Source organism: Kitasatospora sp. NPDC056800 (assembly GCF_042789775.1).
Lineage (GTDB): Bacteria > Actinomycetota > Actinomycetes > Streptomycetales > Streptomycetaceae > Kitasatospora.
This window is the reverse complement of sequence record NZ_JBHUAL010000024.1, coordinates 1-17,977: the sequence shown is the minus strand read 5'-3', so window position 1 is coordinate 17,977 and position 17,977 is coordinate 1. Positions and strand designations below refer to the sequence as shown.

Sequence of the window (17,977 nt, the reverse complement as noted above, 5' to 3'; positions counted from 1 at the left end):
GGGGAGACGACTTTTCGGCCGTTCGCCGCGTCGGCGGATTGCTTCGGGCCGGGGTGGGACAGAAGCTTCGGGGCGTCGGCTTCGGTGGCGTCGCGGGGACATCCGGGCAACGGCCCGGTGAACCGCGGTCGACGCCCGTCGAAAGGCAGTGGCAACCGGACGGGGGACGGGACATGGGTCAGGGCGGTGCCGCGACGTTCCGTGCGGGGGCGGCGCGGCGCCCGGCGCGATCCGAGAGATCGGCGCTAGCCGCGGCCCACGTACGGCATGGCGCTGGGCATGACCAGGACGGACTGGATGTTCACCCCGAGCGGCAGCCCGGCCATGGTCCGCACCATGTCGACCACGTGCCGCATGTCCATGGTCGGTTCGACCCGCCGTGAGCCGTCGGCCTGGAGGACGGCCGGCTGGGGGTGGTCGGGCGGGGTCACGTTCCCGATGTCGATCTGGCCGCAGGAGATGTCGTGGCGGCGGCCGTCCAGGGACAGCGAGCGGGTCAGCCCGGCCACCGCGTGCTTGGCGGCGGTGAAGGCGGCGGAGTCCGGGCGGGGCGTCTGTGCGGAAGGCGCGCCGTTGTTGATGATCCGTCCGCCGCGCGGGGTCTGACGCTTCATGATCCGGAAGGCTGCGCGCGAGCAGAGGAAGGTGCCGGTGGCGATGGAGTCCATCACGCGGTGCCAGTCCTCGACGGCCACGTCCTCGGTCGGGGTGTACGGCATGACGTCGGCGGCGTTGTTGAACAGGAGGTCCAGCCGTCCGAACCGTTCCTCGACGAACTCGAACAGGCCGTCCACGGCCACCGGGTCGGTGATGTCGGCGGGGAAGGGGACGGCGCGGTCGCGGTCGGCGGGGGCGGCGAGCCCGGCCGTCTCCGCGAGCGGCTCCTTGCGGCGGCCGACCAGGACCACCGTCCAGCCGTCCGCCAGCAGGCCCAGCGCGCTCGCCCGCCCGATGCCGCGCCCCGCCCCGGTGACGACCGCCGTCCGCTCCGCCATGCCCCACGTCCCCTCTGCTCCGCTCTGCTCTGCTCGCGATGCCGTCCGGCAGGAACCCGTCCCGACGAAGGGCACCCCGAGCGTGCCCGGACAACCCTCGACCAAACAGGAGTCGCACATGAATGGCCGTAACCCGGCGGCGCAGTCGAACGGCCGCAGCCCGGCGCACGTGAATGTCCCCGGCCCGGTACCGGGCCGGACCGACGGCAGCCGGCAGTGGTTCGAGCGGGCCAAGGAGTCGCTGGCGGGCGGCGTCAGCTCCTCCGCCCGGCTGACCTCGACCGGCCCCGACCCCTACCCGCTCTACCTGGTGGGCGGTTCGGGCGCGCGGGTCCGGGACGTCGACGGCAACACGTACGTGGACTACCTCGCCGGCTACGGGAGTGCGGTGCTGGGCCACGCCGACCGGCAGCTCGCCGAGGCGCTCGGTGCCGTCCTGGGCGCCGGCACGATGTTCGGCACCTGCAACACGGTGGAGGTCGAACTCGCCGAACTGATCCGGGAGATGGTGCCCTGCGCGGAACTGGTCCGGTTCGCCAACTCGGGCAGCGAGGCGGTGCAGGGGGCGGTGCGGGCCGCCCGCGGGTACACCGGGCGGTCCAAGGTGCTCAAGTTCGAGGGCCACTACCACGGTTGGTCGGACACCCTGGCCGTCTCCAACCGGCCCGACCCCGCCGAGGCCGGGCCGTACGGCGCGCCGCGCTCCGTGCCCCACTCGGCCGGCATCCCGGCCGGTGTCGTCGGCGACGTCGTGGTCTGCCCGTGGAACGACCCGGGGGCGCTGCGCGCGGTCCTGGACGCCCACCGGGGCGAACTCGCCGCCGTCGTCTGCGAACCGATCGTCGCCAACAACGCTTGCACCATGCCCGCGCCGGGATACCTGGCGCTGCTGAGGGAGGAGTGCACGGCGCGCGGCATCGTGCTGGTCTTCGACGAGGTCTGCACCGGCTTCCGCACCGGCCCCGGCGGCGCCCAGGCGCTGTTCGGGGTCGTGCCGGACCTCGCCGTCTACGCCAAGGCGCTCGGCGGGGGCCTGCCGATCGCGGCCTTCGCGGGGCGGCGCGCGGTGATGGAGCCGGTGGCCGAGGGACGGGTGAAGCACGGCGGCACGTACAACGCCTCGCCGCTGTCGGCGACGGCCTCGCTGGTGACGCTGCGCAGGCTGAACCGGCCGGACACCGTGAAGCACATCGAGGAGAGCGGCCGACGGATCATGGAGGCCGTCCGGCGGGCCGCCCGGGACCGGGGCGTCCCCTGCGCGGTCCAGGGGGTGGGGGCGATGTTCCAGGTGGTGTTCACCGCCGACGGCGAGCCGACCCGGCACTACCGGGACCTGCTCCGCAGCGACCAGGCCCGCCACCACGCGTTCCGCCACGAGCTGCTCCGCCGGGGGATCCACGTCAACGCGTACGGGATGGCCTGCTGGTTCGTCTCGGCCGCCGTGACGGAGGACGACCTGGACGAGACCTGCGAGGCCGTGGACGGCGCGTTCCGCACTCTGTGAGCCGGCGCTGTTGTGCGCGGGAAGTCGGCGGGTCCGACTTCCCGCGCGCGGCCGGGCGGAGGCGGGCGGGTGCACCGGTGACTGTCGGAGGCGGGTCGTACACTCGCGCGCGGCAAGGAGAGGTCCGGGATACCGGAGTTGACCGGCGTACGAGGGGGACTGTTCCATGGCGACGTTCGTGCTGATCCACGGCGCGGCTGCCGATTCCTGGTGCTGGGAGCCACTGGCGGCCGAGCTGCGGGGGCGGGGCCACGAGGTGGTCGCGCCGGACCTGCCGTGCGAGGACGACACGGCCGGGCTGGCCGAGTACGCGGACGCGGCGGTGTCGGCGGTGTCGTCGTCGGATGCGTCGGCGGTGGCTCCTGAATGGCCGGCCGGCGACCGGACGGGCCCGCTCGTGGTCGTCGCGCACTCCTTCGGCGGCTTCACCGGCCCGCTGGTGTGCGCCCGGCTGCCGGTGGACCTGCTGGTCATGCTCCAGGCCCAGGTGCCGGCGCCGGGGGAGACGCCGGGCGCGTGGTGGGAGAACACCGGCTACCCGGAGGCCCGCCGCGAGTCCGACCGAGACAGGGGCGTGGCGGAGGGCGCGGAGGAGGACGAGCGCGCCCTCTTCCTGCACGACACCCCGCCCGCCCTGGCCGAGGAACTCCTCACCGAGCACGGGCGACGCCAGTCGGCCACGCCGTTCGGGACACCGTGGCCCCTGGAGGCCTGGCCGCAGGTGCCGACCAGGTTCCTGCTGGCCACCGGCGACCGCTTCTTCCCGCCCGCCTTCCTGCGCCGGCTCGTCCACGACCGGCTCGGCCTCCGGCCGGACGAAATGCCGGGCGACCACCTCCCGATGCTCGGCCACCCGGAAGAGCTGGTCGAGCGCCTGGAGGCGTACCTGGCGGCGCTGTAGCCGGCCCGCACCGCGCGGAAGGTCGGCGGCGCGTGAACGCCGTCAGTCGGGGGCGTTCGGTCAGTCGGGGTTCTGTACGACCTTGATGGACTGCAGCTGGGCCGGCGTCAGTTGGGCCTCGGTGAGGCCGCGCTTGGTGAAGCGCGCGCGGGAGAGGTCGGCGCCGGCGAAGGAACAGCCGCTCAGCACCGCGCCGGTGAGGTCCGCGCTGGCGAGCTTGGCGTGGTCGAAGTGGCAGTTCGTCAGGACGGCCCACTTGAAGCTGGTCTCGCTCAGGTCGGCGTGGCGGAAGTCGGCGCCCGAGGCCTTGCATCCCCGCAGCCTGGCCTGGGGGGCCGAGGCGCCCACCAGCTCCGTTCCCGTGAGGACGGCGCCGGACAGGTTCGCGTCCGGGATCCTGGTGTCCACCATGGTCGTGCCGGAGAGATCGCACCGGGTGAGGTCGGCCGAGGTGAGATCGGCGGAGTCCAGGTCGACACCGGTGAGGGTCGCCTCCACGAGTCGGGCGTCTCCCAGCTGCGCGTACTCCAGGGAACTGCCCGACAACAGGCTCGAACTCAGGTTGGCCCGCCACAACCGGGCCCCGTCCCAGACCAGGTTCCGGAGATCGAGCCGCGAAAGGTTGAAGTGGCCGCCGGAATACCGCTCGGGCAGACGGCCCAGGATCAGCACCGCCACCTGGACGTCCTCGGCCGGATCCGGCTCCGGGCTGGTGGAACCCCCGAGTGGGCGGGCCTCCCGGAGGAAGTCGCCCAGCATCGACGGCCAGGACGGCTCGGTGGCCTCCTGGTCCTGCGGCGGGGTGCGCCAGGCGAGCCGTTCCAGGCGGTAGAGGGCGGCGATGCGGCGCTCCGGGTCGGTGGACCGGAGCTCCTCCCGTAGCGCCGCATCCGTGGTGCCCGCCTTGGGGGGTGGCGCCGGCACGTCCCGTTCCGCGTCGTCGGCGGCCAGCCAGAGCCGGTGGAAGCGTTCGACCTCGTCCTCCGGGTCCGGCTTCTGCCGCCCGACGGCGGTGCCGGCCAGGTACCGGACCATGGACTCCACCCGCGCCCAGGCGGGTACGGCCACGCCGTGCAGCAGTTGGCTCGCGGTGTCGTGGCTCACCGTCGTCGGCAGCTCGTCGCGCTGCTTGATGCCGAGGGAGATCTCGCGGAGGCTGGGTTTGCCCGCGCCCCGGTACAGCCCGTGCAGGGCTTCGACCAGGTCCCTGCGTGGCCCGGGCGGGAGCTTCTCGCTGGTCGGAACGACGATTCCCGCCAAGGCTGCGCTACCCCTCGATGGACTGTCAGATTTCGTCCGTAACTGTCGGTCCATCATGAAGTGGCGGGGCGGTTCTGTCAGTTGAACGCGGGTTCCTGGCGGCAGGCCTCCGGTTTCATCCGGTCTCATCGACCGGGCGCGGTGCTGCCTCCGTCCGCCGCCAGGGTTGATCCAGGCCGTGAGAGGCGGCCGTCCCGAGGGATGAGGAGGAGCGCGATGTTCGAGCACGGTCGGCCCGGTGGGGCGGGACGGAGTGGCGAGGTGGCCGGACGGCGCCGTCGGTGGCGGGTCGTCCGGCGCACCGTCGCCCTGTACTTCGTCCGGGGCATGGCCACGGCGGCGGGCGGCGCCACCGTGACCGGCCTGCTCGCCTGGCTGGTCGCCCAGCGGGGCTAGTCCGGCGCCGCACTAGCGCTGGAAGACCACTTCCGGATTGTCCGGCGAGGGGCCGTCCAGCAGCGGACCGTCGATCCCCTTCAGCGTCCGGTCGAAGAACGCCGTCACGTACTCGCGGGTGATCTCCACCCCGCGTGCCGGGGAGAGGGGCGGCGCCGGGAACCCGGCCTGCTCGTGCAGCAGGTCCAGGTCGCTGAAGCTGAAGTGGTCGGCGCCGGCGACCGTCAGCCACTTCTTGTAGCCGCCGAGGGCGTCCCAGGCCTGCCCCCACGTGGTGTCGCCGCCACCGGCCGGGTGGTTGTCGGGCGAACCCAGCATGAGGAACGGCCGGTTGATCTGGCCGGGCGTCGGGACCGGCTTGAAGGCGCCGTCCATGTTCACGCCGGCCCGTACGCGCGGGTCGGCGACCATCGCGGCGGAGGCCGCCGCTCCGCCGATGGAGTGTCCGGCCATGCCGATCTCGTGCTTGTCGATGAGGTGTGCCAGGCGCCACGCGGTATTGCCGTGCGTCAACTGGTCGATCAGGAAGGACACGTCCCGCGCGCGGTTGGTGGGGATGGAGTCGATCCGCGACGGGTCGCCGCAGATCGCGCACGGCGTCGTCTGGCCGTTCGCCAGCGTCTCGCCGCTGTCCTCGTAGGTGTCGCCGACGAGCGCGACGACGTAGCCGTGACTGGCGAGGTCGGTCGCGAGCGCGGTGAGCGTGACGCGCGGGTCCTCGTACGCGGGTGAGAGGACCACCAGCGGGTACTTGCCGGGCTGCGGCCGCGCGCCGTCGAAGGCGTGCGTGGTGACGCCGGCGATGGTCTGTGGGGTGATGCCGGAGCTCGCCGGCAGGTTCTGCCGCTGGACGATTCCGGTTGCCTCGCCGAGGGACATGTAAGGGGCCGGGGTCCCCGTCCCGGGCACGGCCGGGTAGACCATGGTGACGGCCAGTTGGCGGGGGCCGGATGACGGCACCCACGGGTCGAGGCGGCTCGTGTCGGTGAGGTGGATGACGTCCTCGCCGGCGGCGTAGGGGCCGGTCGGCGCGGGGAGCGCGCCTTGGAAGGTCCGCGCGGGTGCGGCGGCCGCGGCCGGTGCGGTGGCGAACGCGCGCGTGGCCACCGGTGCGGCCACCGGTGCGGCCGACGGTCCGGCCGTGGCGGCGAACCCGGCGCCGGTTCCAGTGGTGAGGGCGGCGAGCGTCAGCACCGCGACTGCGCTGATACGGCGATTGCGTCTCATGGGACAGACGCTAGGGTCCCGAGGCTCCGTGTCGGATCAACCCGTCGAGGTAACCGTCCTGTTGTCGTTCGTAGCCCCCACGGGGTACCGGGTCATACGCCGGGGCTACGTCGTGCGGCGCGGGGCTCCCTTGGTCGGCTCGTGGGGCCCCACCGCCGGTTCGAGCAGGGCGAGCGTCCGCTGCCGCGCGTCGAGGCCGACGCGGACGCCGACCGGCATCGGCAGATTGGGGCCGGCGTGCCCGAAGTCGACGTTGCCCAGGACCGGGATGTCACGGTCCCCGAGGACGTCGAGGACGATCTCGCGCAGGGTCGGGGACGCGCCGGGTTCGAGGCCGCCGATCTCGCGCGGGACGCCCACGACCATGCCGGCGATCCGGTCGAGGATGCCGCTGTGCCGCATCACGTGCAGGTAGCTCCACACGTACGAGGCCAGGCCGCCCATCTCCTCCCAGAACAGCACCGCGCCGTCGAACCGTTCGAGCGGCAGCGCGAAGGGCGTCGCCTGCGCCAGCACGATCCGGTTGATCAACCCGCCGATCAGCGGCCCTTCGACACGGCCGGGACGCCAGCACTCCCATGACGGGCTCGCGGGCAGTGCGCCGATCGCCTCGGTGCCGGTCAGCAACCTGGCGTAGAGCGCCTCGAGTTCAGCCTGGCGCGCCGCGGGCGCGGACCGCCAGTGTCCGCCGAAGCCGGGGACGGCCATGTCGGCGTGGAACCCGACCAGGCCCGTGCGCGCGTGGAGCACCAGGTGCAGCAGCGAGATGTCGCTGTAGCCGAGGATCGGCTTGGGGTCGGCCCTGATCGCCTCGACGTCGATCAGGTCGAGGTAGCCGAGCGCCGTCTGGCCGCCGTCACTGGCGACGATCGCGCGCACCTCGGGATCGCGCAGGAGGGCGTTGAGCTCCCCGGCGATCTCCGCCGGGGTGGCCGCGCTCCACCAGTGGCGGTGGCCCGCTTCGAGGAGCGGAGCGCGACGTACGCGGAATCCCATCCGCTCCAGCACGACCACCGTCCGCTGGACGTTGGGCTCGTACGCGGGCGGCAGCGGACCGGACAGCGCGGCGATGACGACGAGGTCTCCGGGCGCCAGGGCACGCGGTCGAAGCAGTCGAGGCGGTGCGGAACCAGTCATGGCGCCAGTGTCGCCGCCGCCGTCGGCGGGGTCACCCGACTTTCGCCGGAAGGGTTCTGTCACCACCCCCGCCGTTCGGCGGCCGCGCGTTCCTCGGCGATGGTGGGGATGGCGGCGAGGGCCTCGGCCGGGCGGCCGTTCCGGAGCAGCATGTCGGCCAGGTCGAGGGTGGCCCGGTAGTGGGTGGACGCGCGGAGGAGCGCGACGGCCTCCTCCAGCCGGCCGTCCAGCTCCAGCAGCCGTGCCAGCGAGGTGTCCCACGCGCCGGGCTGCCGTTCGTTGAGGGCGGTGGCCTCCGCGATGCCCTGCGGGCAGCGGCCGGCCTCGCCGAGCAGCCGGAGCCGCAGCTGGAGGACGTCGTCCGGGTGCCCTTCGGCGTACGGGCCGGTGAGCCCTTCCACGAGTTCGAGCGCGCGGTCGGGGCGGCCGTCGTCGACGAGCAGGTCCAGTGTCCGGTGGAGGAGGTTCCCGCAGTCGTGGTAGTCGAAGGTGGGCCGGCCGGTCTCGACGGCTTCGTCGATCCTGCCCTGGCGGACGAGGAGGTCCATCAGTGCCGCGCGGTCGTTCGAGAGGTCGTGGGCCTCGATGCGTTCGCGCAGCAGGGCCTCGGCCTCGGGTGCGCGCCCCGCGTCCTCCAGTGCCTTCGCGTACGCGTCGAAGGCGGCGTAGGGCTGGTCGGCGGCGAGGGATGCCAGCTCCTCGATCAGGCCCTGCCGGGCGAGGAGTTCCGCGTGGTACTCGGGGAAGTTGACGGGGTGGTGCCGGCCGGCGGCCACTTCGGTGCGCAGGGTCTCGACGGCCGCGTCGGTACGCCCGGCGCGTTCCAGGACCCGGGCGGTCAGGAGCAGCACCTGCCACCGCTCCAGCGAGTCCGCGGGCTCGGTCCCCGCGCGCTCCGCGGCCTGGGCGAGGACGTCGAGGACCTGGTCGTCCGCTCCCTGGCCCTCGGTCGCCTCGACCAGGCACGACAGCGGCCAGGACGCCCCGAGGTGGGGCGTGAGCACCTCGATGGCCTCGTCGATCCGCCCGGCCTTCGCCGACAGTTCGGCGTAGCGCACGCACACGTGGGCGTCGTCCAGCTCGGCCGCGTCCGGGCGCACCATCGCGAGGGCCTCGTCGGCCTCGCCCTGCCGGATCATGACCTCGGCGGTGACCCACTCGGCGGCCCGCCAGCCGATGTCCGTGAACGGGTCCAGGAGTGCCAGCGCCCGCTCGAACTCCCCGGCCGCGCCCAGCTCCAGTGCCGCCGCCTTCGCGCAGTTCCAGTCCCCGCGCTCCTGCGCCGCCCGGGCGAGCAGCTCGACCTGGCCCAGGTCGAGGAGGGTCTGCGCCATGCGCGGGTGGACGCCGCCGAGGTTGTGCGCTTGCCAGGAGAGGTCGTCGATGGTCACGCGGGGAGCGTACGAACCGCCACTGACAGCGGCCCTGGGCTCGCCCCGTCCAGGGGCGGACCGGGGTCGGACCGTACGGGCAAGCCCTCGGCGTCCACCGCCCGCGCGCACGAGAAGTCGGCCGGTCCGACTTCTCGCGCGCGGGGCGGACTCGTCAGGGGGTGGGTTCGGCTTCGCGGAGTCCGCGGAACACCGCGGGGGTCGTCCAGCCGCGCAGTGCGGCGTGGATCGTCGACGGGAACGCGGCCCGCGCGGTGGGGGCGTCGAGGGCTCCGGCGAGTTCGAGGGTGACGAGCCCGTGCAGGGTCACCCAGAGCGAGAGGGCGATCGAGGGTGCCGGGCCGTCGAGGACGGACTCCGCGACGGCCCGGTCGATCGCGGCGGTGAGCGGTCGGACGGGGTCGCTGGTGCCGACCGTGTCCGACGGCTCGAAGGACTGCACCCCGCCGAACAGCGCCGTGTACAGGTGGCGGTGTTCGAGCCCCCAGTGCCGGTAGGCCGTGGCGAGGGCGTAGATGTCGGCGAGGGGGTCCGCGGAGGTCGGTACGTCCGCGACGGCGCGGAACAGGCCGGCGACGGCCTGGTCGCGGACGGCCGCGATCAGTCCGTCCTTGCCGCCGAAGAGGGAGTACACCGCCGTCGTCGAGGTCCCGGCGGCCGCGGCGACGGCCCGGACCGTGACGGTCTCCTGCGGGCGGGTGGCGAGCCATTCGGTCGCGCACGCCACGAGGCGCTCTCCGACGGTCTCGTCGTTCGTCTTCGGCCTTCCCATGACGGGGAGCCTACCGCCTTTGATAACGTCGTTTTGAAACAGCGTTACGAAACAAGGAGGGCTCCGCCTTGTCCACGTTCGCCCTGCCCGCGACCCTCTTACGCCGCGCCGCCCGCTCGCTGTCGGCCCTGGCCGCCGTCCTGGCGTCGGTCCTTGCCTTCCTCGCCCTGGTCGTCCTCACGGACGGGGCGGGCTCGGGGCTCGCCGCCTGGCTGCCGGTCCTCGCGGGCGGGACCGCCCTCGCACTGTGGCGGAGCCGGAGCCGGAGCCGGGGCCGGGGCCGCACCCGGGTGGCCCGGCTCGTGCCGTTCCTGCCGGTGGTCGTCGCGGCGGCGCTGACGGCGCCGGTCTGCGTCCCGACCGTGCCCACGGCCCGGCAGTACCCGCCGGACCTGCCGTTCGTGGCCACGGAGCACTGGAGCCTGGACACCGGCAGCAGCGTCGCGGTGTACCACTACCCACCCGCCGGGCCCGGCCCCCGGCACCCCGTCCCGCTCGTGTACCTCAACGGCGGTCCAGTGCGCGGCATTTCGCTGCTCGACCACCGGTTCCTGCGGCTCCTGGCGGGGCAGGGCTACGACGTCTACGCCTACGAGCAGCCCGGCGGCGGACGCAGCGGTCTGCTCCCCATGGACCAGTACACGGCCGACCGGTCGGTCCGCGACCTCGGCGCCTTCGTCGACCGCCTGGGCGGGGGCGCGGTCGACGTCCTCGGGTTCTCCTCGGGCGCGGTCGTGCTCACCCGGGCCCTGGCCGATCCCGGAACCGCCGCGCGCGTGCACCGGGCGGTCATCGCCGAACCCGGCCCGATGGACGGCCCCACCGCGCGGACCGCCGGGCACCAGGGCCGCGAATCCGCGCGCGGCCTCGCCCCGGACCCGACCGGGCCGCGATCGACGCACGTCCCCCGCTACGCCGTGGCGTTCGGCCTCATGCGGCTCGGACTCCTCAGCCCCGGCACCGGGTTGATCGGACAGGCCGAGGGCGACAACGCCTTCACCGCCGCCGACCTGGGCGGCGACACCGCATCCGCCTACTGCGCGGGCGACGCGCACCGCATCCCCGTCGAGGACAGCGCGCGGAACTTCTCCTTCAGCCCCGCCGCCAGCCTCCGCGTCCAGCGGACGGTCAGGGACTCGGCGTCCATCGCACCGCAGTTGGGGCGGTCCCGGACCCCCGCGATGCTGATGATCGCCGAGTGCTCCTCGCAGGTCCGCCAATGGGCGACCGCCGTCCTCGCCGCCGACCCCGCGATCCAGCGCACCCAGTTCATGCCGGGGGTCGGGCACCACATGTGGAACGGCCTCGACGGCAACAACGACCGGGCCGCGGCCGTGATCGGCGCGTTCCTCCAGGACCAGCCGGCGCCCCTGCCGAACTCCCCGACCCGCGAGGGGATTCCGGCCTTCCTGCGCGACCACGAGTGAAGGCCCGGCAGCCGCGTACGGGGTGGACCGCCGGCGGCCGTGCCGGGGGAGACTGCTCTGCACAGGAAGTCGGCGGGGTCGACTTCTCGTGCGGGGCGGGGTGATCGGGGGGCAGTCGCGGGCGGCCGCAGGGGCGGGGCCGCCGTGCCGGGGATGTCACCCGATGCGGTGAATTGTGTGCAAACCCCGATGGCACCTAGAGTCCAAGGACTGGTGTTCGTGCGCCGGCGGCGGTGAGGCTGCCTCTCTCTGACGTGCCGCTAGCCGGGCGCGAAGACGCCAAGTCCCTTATCCGAAAGGAATATCCATGAGTGACACTCTGTACGCTGGCAATGAACTCGGTCTCGGCCAGTCCCTGACCGGCGGTGCCTACACGCTGACCCTCCAGGGGGACGGGAACCTGGTGCTCTCCGAGCCGGGCGCCGTCGTGTGGGCGACCGAGACCCAGAACCAGGGCGTCGAGCGGGCCGTGCTCCAGGAGGACGGCAACTTCGTGCTCTACAAGGGCGACGGTGCGGCGTGGTCCACCGGGACCGACGGCCAGGACGTCGACCGCCTGGTCGTGCAGGCCGACCGCAACGTGGTGCTGTACGCCCGGGACGGCGGGGCGCGGTGGGCGACGGACACCAACACCGATTTCCCCCTCGCCGCCGAGGCCCCGGTCTCGGCCCCGGCTCCGGTCGCGGAGCCGGAGCCGGTCCCGACCCCGGAGCCCGTCGCGGTGCAGACCTACACCGTCGAGCCCGGGGACTCCCTGTGGGCCGTGGCCGAGCGCTTCTACGGTGACGGCAGCCGCTACCTGGAGATCGCTCAGGCCAACGGCATCGACGACCCGGACCTGGTGAACGTCGGTCAGGTGCTGACGATTCCGTAATCGTGCGGTCCGGGCGTCCGCGCCCGGGCACCTCGCCCTGATCACCGGATCGTCGATCCGGTGTGCCGGTGACCGGCTCGTGGGAAGTCGGCCCCGCCGACTTCCCACGCAGGGCGTTCAGGTGCGGGCGGCCTGGGTGCGGCAGTGGGCGAGGGCGTACTTGATGCGGCTGTCGGGGCCGGGGGCAGCGGTGAGGAGTTCGCCGGCGGTGACGAGCGTGGCCCAGTACAGGGCCGGGTCGCCGGTGCGGGGCATGGGATGGGCGGCGGCCAGGGAGAGGTAGGCCGTGGTGAGGTTGCCGGTGGTGAACCAGCGCTGGAGGCCGTGACGGTGGCCGGGGCGGAGGCTGCCGTGGGCGTCGATGGCGGCCAGGAAGTGTTCGACGACGGTGAGTTCGGTATCGGTGAGCGACTTGGGGACGTCGAAGACACCGAGGGCTTCGAGGAGTTCACCAGTGTCGTTCTCGGAGTCCGGGCGGGGGTTCGAGAGCAGGGCGTCGTAGCACTCGGCCAGGCGGCGGGTGGTCTCGGCGAGGGGGATGTCGAGGGCGAGGCAGACGGCGCGCGCGACGGGCAGGGACGGGTGGCCCAGGCGGGCGATCAGGGCGAAGGCCGCGGCCGGGGTGGCACCCCGGGAGAGGGCGTGCCGGGCCAGGGTCGTGAGCTGCATGGGGGTTCGGGCTTTCAGGCGAGGGCGGTGGCGGGCGCGGGGGCGACGAGCACCCAGACGAACTTGCCGATGCCGTCGGGACGGGAGGTGCAGCCCCAGCGCTCGGCGAGCTTGTTGACGAGGAACAGGCCGCGCCCGTGCTCGTCGGAAGGGGCGGGGGTGTGGAGCGTGGGGTGTCCGCTGCCGGCGTCGTGGACCTCCAGCCGCAGGCGGGAGTTGATCAGGGCGATGCGGATCTCGATGTGGCGGTCGTCCGGCGCGTCGGAGTGCTGGACGGCGTTGGCGAACAGTTCGCCGAGGAGCAGCTCGGCGGTGTCCGAGTAGCGGTCGCCGGAGGGCAGCCCGGAGAGGTACGCGCGGAGCAAGTAGCGCGCCAAGGGCGCGGATTCGGCGCGGGAGTCGAGGTGCGCGACGAACGCGCGGGGCCGACGGGGCGAGAGCATGGGGGAGCACCTCACGGGGGCGGAGGGGGTGTGAAGGGGGCGCGCGATGTAACGCTATGCATGCAAAAGATTGCATTCCGGCATCAATGATGAGGGTGTCGGAGTTACGGTTGCGACCAAAACGGAGTACGGAGATCCGTGGCACCTAAGGGGGAAACACGTGGCACATCGGCGCCTTGGGCTCGAGCCGACGGCGAACCCGGCGGAGATGTTCGGCGAAGCGCTCCGCTTCGCGCGTGAGCGAGCCGGCTACACCCAGGAGCAGCTGGGGAAGCTCCTGAGCTTCTCCCGCACGGTGATCACCCGGTTCGAGGGTGGGAGGAGGTCGATGGACCGGGAGACCGTCGAGAGGGCTGACGAAATCCTGGCCATGGGGGGCTTGCTGGTCCGGCTGTGGGAGCGGGTGGACTGGCAGGCGGACATCGAAAGCGCGGACTGGTTCGAGAAGTTCATGGAACTGGAGGACGAAGCGCTGGCGATTCGGGTGCTTCAGTACTCTCGGATCAATGGCTTGTTGCAGTGCGAGGAGTACGTCCGCGCGATGTTCGCGACTGGAAACGCGCGCAACAATCCGAAGTTGCTAGCCGAGCGGATTGAGACCCGGCTGATGCGGCAGCACCGCTTCCTGGTCGCTGATGGGCCGACCCTCATGGTGGTGCTCGATGAGGCTGCCATTCGTACGGTCTTCGGAGGGCCGGGTGTGATGAGGCGGCAGATGGAGCATCTTCTCGCGGTGACGGAGCAGTCGAACATCGTGGTCGAGGTGATGCCGTTCGGCAGTGCGATGCCAGTTGCGCCATCTGCCTCGCTGGTGCTGATGCTGATGCCGGACGGCAGGGAGTGGGTGTACTCGGAGAGCCTGTATCGCGGGCACTTCAGCGACGCCCCGTCGGTTGTCGAGCAGTCCAGGCGGGACTTCGACATGATGCGCGGCGGTGTACTCTCGCCAGGAGAAACCAGGGCCCTGATCGCCGATGCGATGGAGGAGTACCGTTTTGCAGAACGTCGATCTGAGAAAGGCTGCTTGGAGCAAGAGCAGCTACAGCACGGGCGACGCGGGCGAGTGCATCGAGGTGGCCCTTGGCTTCCTCCCCGGCGCCGTCCCGGTGCGTGACTCCAAGGACCCCGGCGGCCCCTCCCTCCTCTTCCCCGACTCCTCCTGGAACGCCTTCGTCGCGGCGGTCCGGGCCGGCGAGTTGCCGATCGAGGGCTGAGTCACCCCTCCACATCCCTCCCTCGGGGCTGGGCGCCAACTGGCGCCCCGCCCCGAGGCGTTCTCCGCCCCTGACTACTTCGCCTTCGCCCGGTAGGCGCGCTTCTTCGCGAGTGCGCCGCAGGTCTTCATCGAGCACCAGCGCCGCGCGCCCGCCCTCGACGTGTCCACGAACGGCGTTCCGCAGTCGGGGTTTCCGCAGATGCGCACGCGCGTCCGCTGCTCGTCGGACGCGCAGAGCGCGATCAGGTCCCGCGCGACCATCGACAGCACGGCCGCGATCCCGTCCCCGTCCCACCGCACGGATGCCCCGTCCGCAGCGAGCACCGGTGCCGAAGTCGCCTCGGCCGCAGCGCCGTTGACCACCACGACGTCCTCGGGCGCGGGCGGCGCCCCCTCCGCCAGCGCGACGCCCGTCCGCTGGATCGCCTCGCGCAGCCGCCTCGCTCCCTCCAGCTCTGCCTCGTCGCACCTCGGTGCCACCGTCGTGCAGCCGCTCTCCACGCTCCACCGGCTCAGGTCCTCCGGTTCGGCGAGCCGCTCGACGTGCAGTTCCTTGCCGCGGTCGGCGAGCGTGCCGGCGAAGGCGAAGCACAGCCGTGCGTCGTCGAACCGGAAGTCGGTCTTGGCGCGCTGGCGCCCTTCTCGTCGGCCGTCTTCGTCACTCATGTCCACCACTCTAAGCGGTTGACACGCGGCGAAGCGGGCGCATAGCTTCAAGGTCCACCACTTGAACCGGTGGACTTTCCCCGAGGAGGTCGCGTCCATGCGCGCCGCAGTCATCGAAGAACTCCACCAGCCCCTCGTCATCCGTGACGTGCCCGACCCCGTCTGCCCGCCCGACGGCGCCATCGTGCGGGTCGGCGCCAATGGGATCTGCCGCACCGACTGGGCCCTGTGGGCCGGGGACTTCTGGACGGGAGGGCCGCAGGTCAAGCCCCCGTTCGTCCTCGGCCACGAGTTCGCCGGCACCGTCGTGGAGGTCGGCCGGGACGTTCGGGACTGGCGGGACGGCGACCGGGTCATCTTCCCGATGAACCCCGGCGAGGGCTCCTGCGAGATGTGCCGCAGCGGCAACCAGCACGTGTGCGAGCACGTGGACTCGCTCGTCCCCGGCGTCTCCTACTGGGGCGCCTTCGCCGAGTACGTCATGGTCCGCTTCGCCGACGTCAACCTCGTCCGGGTGCCGGAGGCCGTCGGATTCGTCGATGTCGCCGCCCTCGCCTGCCGCTACATGACCGCCTTCCACGGCGTCGTCGACCAGGCCCGCGTGCGTGGCGGGGAGTGGGTCGCCGTGTACGGGGCCGGCGGCGGCATGGGCCTGTCCACGGTGGAGATCGCGGCCGCCACCGGCGCCAACGTCATCGCCGTCGACATCTCCGAGGAGAAGCTGGACGCCGCCCGCGCCCTGGGCGCCGTCCACACCGTCAACGCCGCCACCGACGACCCGGCCGAGGCGGTCAGGACCCTCACCCGGGGCGGCGCCCACGTGTCCGTCGACGCCGTCGGCATCGCCGAGGCCTGCCGCAACTCCGTCCTCTCCCTGCGCACGCGCGGCCGCCACCTCCAACTCGGGCACACCACCGGTGCGGAGAAGGGTGACGTCGGGCTACCGATCGACGTGATGATGGTCAAGGAACTGGAGTTCCTGGGCGCCTTCGGGATGCAGGGCCAGCGGTTCGGCACCATGCTCAACATGATCGAGGCCGGCCGCCTCAACCCCGGCCGGATCGTCACCCGCACCGTCGGCCTCCACGAGGCGAGTGGCGTGCTGGAGTCCCTGGAGACGTACGGGCCGACCGGCGTCGTCGTCATCGACGAGTTCCGGGCCTGAGCACCGGTGGAAGGAAGCACGACCATGCCCGTTCCCCGCCTGCTGGTCGACCCGGAACTGCGCCGGGCCCTCGACGCCGTCCCGATGACCCCCAACGGCGCGTTCGACCTGACCGACATCCCCGCCACCCGCGAGACCCTCCGCGCCTTCGCCGCGGCCGTCGCCGACTCCACCCCCGACGACCCGTCGGTCACCGTGACCGAACACCGCGCGACCCGGCCCGACGGCCCAGACGTGCCGATCCGCCTGCTACGGCCCACCACCGCCGGGCCCGGCCCGCTGCCGGTCCTGCTCTGGTTCCACGGCGGCGGGCAGGTACTCGGCTTCGCCGCCCAGGACGACCCCTGGCTCAAGCGGCTCAGCACACGGCTCGGCTGCGCCGTCGCCGCCGTCGACTACCGGCTCGCCCCGGAGACCCCCGCCCCCGGCGCCGCCGAGGACGGGCACACCGCCCACCGGTGGCTCCTCCACGAGGCGCGGGCACTCGGCCTGGACGCCACCCGGATCGGCATCGGCGGCCAGAGCGGCGGCGGGGGAGTCGCGGCGGCCACCGCCCTGCTGGTCCGCGACCACGGCGGCCCCACGCCGCTGTTCCAGGCGCTGATGTACCCCATGCTCGACGACCGGAACCGGACCGCGTCCAGCCACGAGATCACCGACCTCGGCATCTGGGACCGCGCCACCAACCTCCTCGCCTGGCGGGCGATCCTGGGCGACCGCGCCGGAACCGACCAGGTCAGCCCGTACGCCGCCCCCGCCCGCGCGAAGGACCTCGGCGGCCTGCCGCCCACCTTCGTCGCCGTCGGCGAACTCGACTCCTTCCGCGACGAGGACCTCGACTACGCCATGCGCCTGCGCGCCCACGGCGTCCCCGTCGAACTCCACCTCTACCCCGGCGCGTACCACGCCTTCGACCTGTTCGCCCCCGAGTCACAGCTCGCCGAGAGCTTCGAGCAGGCCTGGCTCGGCTACCTCGCCCGCCACTTCCGCGCCCCCGCGCCCCAGAGTCCCCAGCTCCCGGCGTAGACCCGGTCTCCCGCCGTCTGCCCGGACGTGGTCGGAAGTGCCCCTCCGGATGGTCTATACCCGCATCGTCAGCCTCCACGAGGCGGGCGACGTGCTGGAGTCCCTGGAGACGTACGGCCCGACCGGTGCCGTCGTCATCGACGAGTTCCAGGCCTGAGCGGCCGCGGAAGGAGACACCGCCATGGCCGCTCCCCGCCTGCGGAGCCCAGGGGCGGCGGACGGGTAGCGAAGGCATCACCCGGTGTGATCGGGCTCTATCATGGCTTTCGTAAGCCCTAGCCGATCACTTGCGGGAGGCCACTCATGAGCGCCTCGGAAGTTGAACGCCCGATCTACCCGCCCGCGCGCCCCCGAGTCACGGTCGAGGAACTGCTGGCAGCCAAGAACACGCAGCCCATACGGTCCCTCGATGAGCTCCAGGCCGACACTTTCGAGTCGGACGAAGAGCTCGACGAGTTCCTGGCGTTCGTCCGCGCCGAACGCCAGCGGAACGTGGCCTGAGGGAGCAAGGTGCAGCCTGTCATTCTTGACACCGACGTCACGTCCCTGACGCACAAGCGCAGGTTGGCGGGGGCAGGCTCTCGGCGGCCGGCCTGAAGGCCGGTCTTCCGCGTCCCGTCAACGACATGTGGATCGCGGCCTGCTGTCTCACCTACGACCTTCCGCTGGCGACGCTGAACCTGAAGGACTACGCGTACTTCCAGGAGGAGCACGGCCTCCGAATCCTGGGAGCGGAGTAGCCCCCGGCCGTCTGCCCGGAGGTGGTCGGAGGTACCCCTCCGGATGGTCTATAGTTTTCCTCATCACCCAGATGCGCGGGTGGCGGAATAGGCAGACGCGCTGGATTCAGGTTCCAGTGCCCGAAAGGGCGTGGGGGTTCAACTCCCCCCTCGCGCACAGATGAACGG

At 72.4% G+C, this 17,977-nt stretch carries 19 protein-coding genes and 1 tRNA gene; 11 read left to right on the top strand and 9 right to left on the bottom strand.

Going from position 1 to position 17,977, the window contains the following annotated elements; genetic code table 11:
• Nucleotides 1–245: 245 nt before the first annotated feature.
• Nucleotides 246–995: an SDR family oxidoreductase gene (locus ACFRQN_RS08335; RefSeq protein ID WP_380739212.1), complete on the bottom strand. Its 750-nt coding sequence runs from the start codon at nucleotides 993–995 to the stop codon at nucleotides 246–248.
• Nucleotides 996–1,113: 118 nt separating this feature from the next.
• Between ACFRQN_RS08335 and ACFRQN_RS08330 the strand changes: the two genes are divergently transcribed.
• Both ACFRQN_RS08330 and ACFRQN_RS08325 read left to right on the top strand, forming a co-directional pair.
• Nucleotides 1,114–2,499, top strand: coding sequence for an aspartate aminotransferase family protein (locus ACFRQN_RS08330; RefSeq protein WP_380739210.1), 1,386 nt, complete (start codon nucleotides 1,114–1,116; stop codon nucleotides 2,497–2,499).
• Between the two features lie 166 nt (nucleotides 2,500–2,665).
• Nucleotides 2,666–3,400 carry an alpha/beta fold hydrolase gene (locus ACFRQN_RS08325; protein WP_380739208.1) on the top strand — a complete coding sequence of 245 codons (735 nt, stop codon included), beginning with the start codon at nucleotides 2,666–2,668 and terminating at the stop codon, nucleotides 3,398–3,400.
• 60 nt (nucleotides 3,401–3,460) lie between these two features.
• Here the strand turns inward: ACFRQN_RS08325 and ACFRQN_RS08320 are convergent, their stop codons facing one another.
• Nucleotides 3,461–4,660, bottom strand: coding sequence for a pentapeptide repeat-containing protein (locus ACFRQN_RS08320; RefSeq protein WP_380739206.1), 1,200 nt, complete (start codon nucleotides 4,658–4,660; stop codon nucleotides 3,461–3,463).
• A gap of 216 nt (nucleotides 4,661–4,876) precedes the next feature.
• Here ACFRQN_RS08320 and ACFRQN_RS08315 point away from each other — a divergent pair, with 216 nt between their 5' ends.
• Nucleotides 4,877–5,056 (top strand): hypothetical protein, encoded by a 180-nt coding sequence (locus tag ACFRQN_RS08315; RefSeq protein ID WP_147409168.1) that lies wholly within the window; start codon nucleotides 4,877–4,879, stop codon nucleotides 5,054–5,056.
• A gap of 12 nt (nucleotides 5,057–5,068) precedes the next feature.
• Here ACFRQN_RS08315 and ACFRQN_RS08310 read toward each other — a convergent pair whose 3' ends face one another.
• The 4 genes from ACFRQN_RS08310 to ACFRQN_RS08295 form a co-directional block, all read right to left on the bottom strand.
• On the bottom strand, nucleotides 5,069–6,283 hold the full coding sequence (locus ACFRQN_RS08310; protein ID WP_380739203.1) for an alpha/beta hydrolase family protein: 1,215 nt from the start codon (nucleotides 6,281–6,283) through the stop codon (nucleotides 5,069–5,071).
• A gap of 105 nt (nucleotides 6,284–6,388) precedes the next feature.
• Nucleotides 6,389–7,420 carry an LD-carboxypeptidase gene (locus tag ACFRQN_RS08305; RefSeq protein WP_380739201.1) on the bottom strand — a complete coding sequence of 344 codons (1,032 nt, stop codon included), beginning with the start codon at nucleotides 7,418–7,420 and terminating at the stop codon, nucleotides 6,389–6,391.
• A 59-nt stretch (nucleotides 7,421–7,479) separates the two neighbouring features.
• The gene (locus tag ACFRQN_RS08300; protein WP_380739199.1) at nucleotides 7,480–8,811 is read right to left on the bottom strand and encodes a tetratricopeptide repeat protein; all 1,332 of its coding nucleotides are present in this window, start codon (nucleotides 8,809–8,811) and stop codon (nucleotides 7,480–7,482) included.
• Nucleotides 8,812–8,965: 154 nt separating this feature from the next.
• Nucleotides 8,966–9,583, bottom strand: coding sequence for a TetR-like C-terminal domain-containing protein (locus tag ACFRQN_RS08295; RefSeq protein WP_380739197.1), 618 nt, complete (start codon nucleotides 9,581–9,583; stop codon nucleotides 8,966–8,968).
• A 68-nt stretch (nucleotides 9,584–9,651) separates the two neighbouring features.
• Here ACFRQN_RS08295 and ACFRQN_RS08290 point away from each other — a divergent pair, with 68 nt between their 5' ends.
• The gene (locus tag ACFRQN_RS08290) at nucleotides 9,652–11,010 is read left to right on the top strand and encodes an alpha/beta hydrolase (protein WP_380739195.1); all 1,359 of its coding nucleotides are present in this window, start codon (nucleotides 9,652–9,654) and stop codon (nucleotides 11,008–11,010) included.
• 307 nt (nucleotides 11,011–11,317) lie between these two features.
• The gene (locus ACFRQN_RS08285) at nucleotides 11,318–11,884 is read left to right on the top strand and encodes a LysM peptidoglycan-binding domain-containing protein (RefSeq protein WP_049649385.1); all 567 of its coding nucleotides are present in this window, start codon (nucleotides 11,318–11,320) and stop codon (nucleotides 11,882–11,884) included.
• 117 nt (nucleotides 11,885–12,001) lie between these two features.
• Here ACFRQN_RS08285 and ACFRQN_RS08280 read toward each other — a convergent pair whose 3' ends face one another.
• Together ACFRQN_RS08280 and ACFRQN_RS08275 are read right to left on the bottom strand one after the other, a co-directional pair.
• On the bottom strand, nucleotides 12,002–12,553 hold the full coding sequence (locus ACFRQN_RS08280; RefSeq protein WP_380739192.1) for a hypothetical protein: 552 nt from the start codon (nucleotides 12,551–12,553) through the stop codon (nucleotides 12,002–12,004).
• A 14-nt stretch (nucleotides 12,554–12,567) separates the two neighbouring features.
• Complete coding sequence (locus tag ACFRQN_RS08275; RefSeq protein WP_380739188.1) at nucleotides 12,568–12,996, bottom strand: ATP-binding protein; 429 nt, start codon at nucleotides 12,994–12,996, stop codon at nucleotides 12,568–12,570.
• A gap of 160 nt (nucleotides 12,997–13,156) precedes the next feature.
• Between ACFRQN_RS08275 and ACFRQN_RS08270 the strand changes: the two genes are divergently transcribed.
• Nucleotides 13,157–14,110, top strand: a complete 954-nt coding sequence (locus ACFRQN_RS08270) for a helix-turn-helix domain-containing protein (protein ID WP_380739186.1) — start codon at nucleotides 13,157–13,159, stop codon at nucleotides 14,108–14,110.
• Nucleotides 14,070–14,210, top strand: a complete 141-nt coding sequence (locus tag ACFRQN_RS08265) for a DUF397 domain-containing protein (RefSeq protein ID WP_369808254.1) — start codon at nucleotides 14,070–14,072, stop codon at nucleotides 14,208–14,210. Before ACFRQN_RS08270 ends, ACFRQN_RS08265 begins: the two co-directional genes overlap by 41 nt.
• Before the next feature lie 74 nt (nucleotides 14,211–14,284).
• On the opposite strand, the gene ACFRQN_RS08260 is transcribed toward ACFRQN_RS08265, so the two are convergent.
• Nucleotides 14,285–14,878: a CGNR zinc finger domain-containing protein gene (locus tag ACFRQN_RS08260; RefSeq protein WP_380739183.1), complete on the bottom strand. Its 594-nt coding sequence runs from the start codon at nucleotides 14,876–14,878 to the stop codon at nucleotides 14,285–14,287.
• 97 nt (nucleotides 14,879–14,975) lie between these two features.
• On the opposite strand from ACFRQN_RS08260, the gene ACFRQN_RS08255 reads away from it, so the two are divergent.
• From ACFRQN_RS08255 to ACFRQN_RS08240, 4 genes are all read left to right on the top strand, one after another.
• Complete coding sequence (locus tag ACFRQN_RS08255; RefSeq protein ID WP_380739181.1) at nucleotides 14,976–16,043, top strand: alcohol dehydrogenase catalytic domain-containing protein; 1,068 nt, start codon at nucleotides 14,976–14,978, stop codon at nucleotides 16,041–16,043.
• 24 nt (nucleotides 16,044–16,067) lie between these two features.
• Nucleotides 16,068–17,069 (top strand): alpha/beta hydrolase, encoded by a 1,002-nt coding sequence (locus ACFRQN_RS08250; protein WP_380739179.1) that lies wholly within the window; start codon nucleotides 16,068–16,070, stop codon nucleotides 17,067–17,069.
• Nucleotides 17,070–17,372: 303 nt separating this feature from the next.
• A complete protein-coding gene (locus ACFRQN_RS08245) occupies nucleotides 17,373–17,570 on the top strand; it encodes a hypothetical protein (protein ID WP_049649391.1) in 198 nt (65 codons plus the stop codon).
• Nucleotides 17,571–17,882: 312 nt separating this feature from the next.
• Nucleotides 17,883–17,966 (top strand) — tRNA-Leu (locus ACFRQN_RS08240).
• Nucleotides 17,967–17,977: the final 11 nt, after the last annotated feature.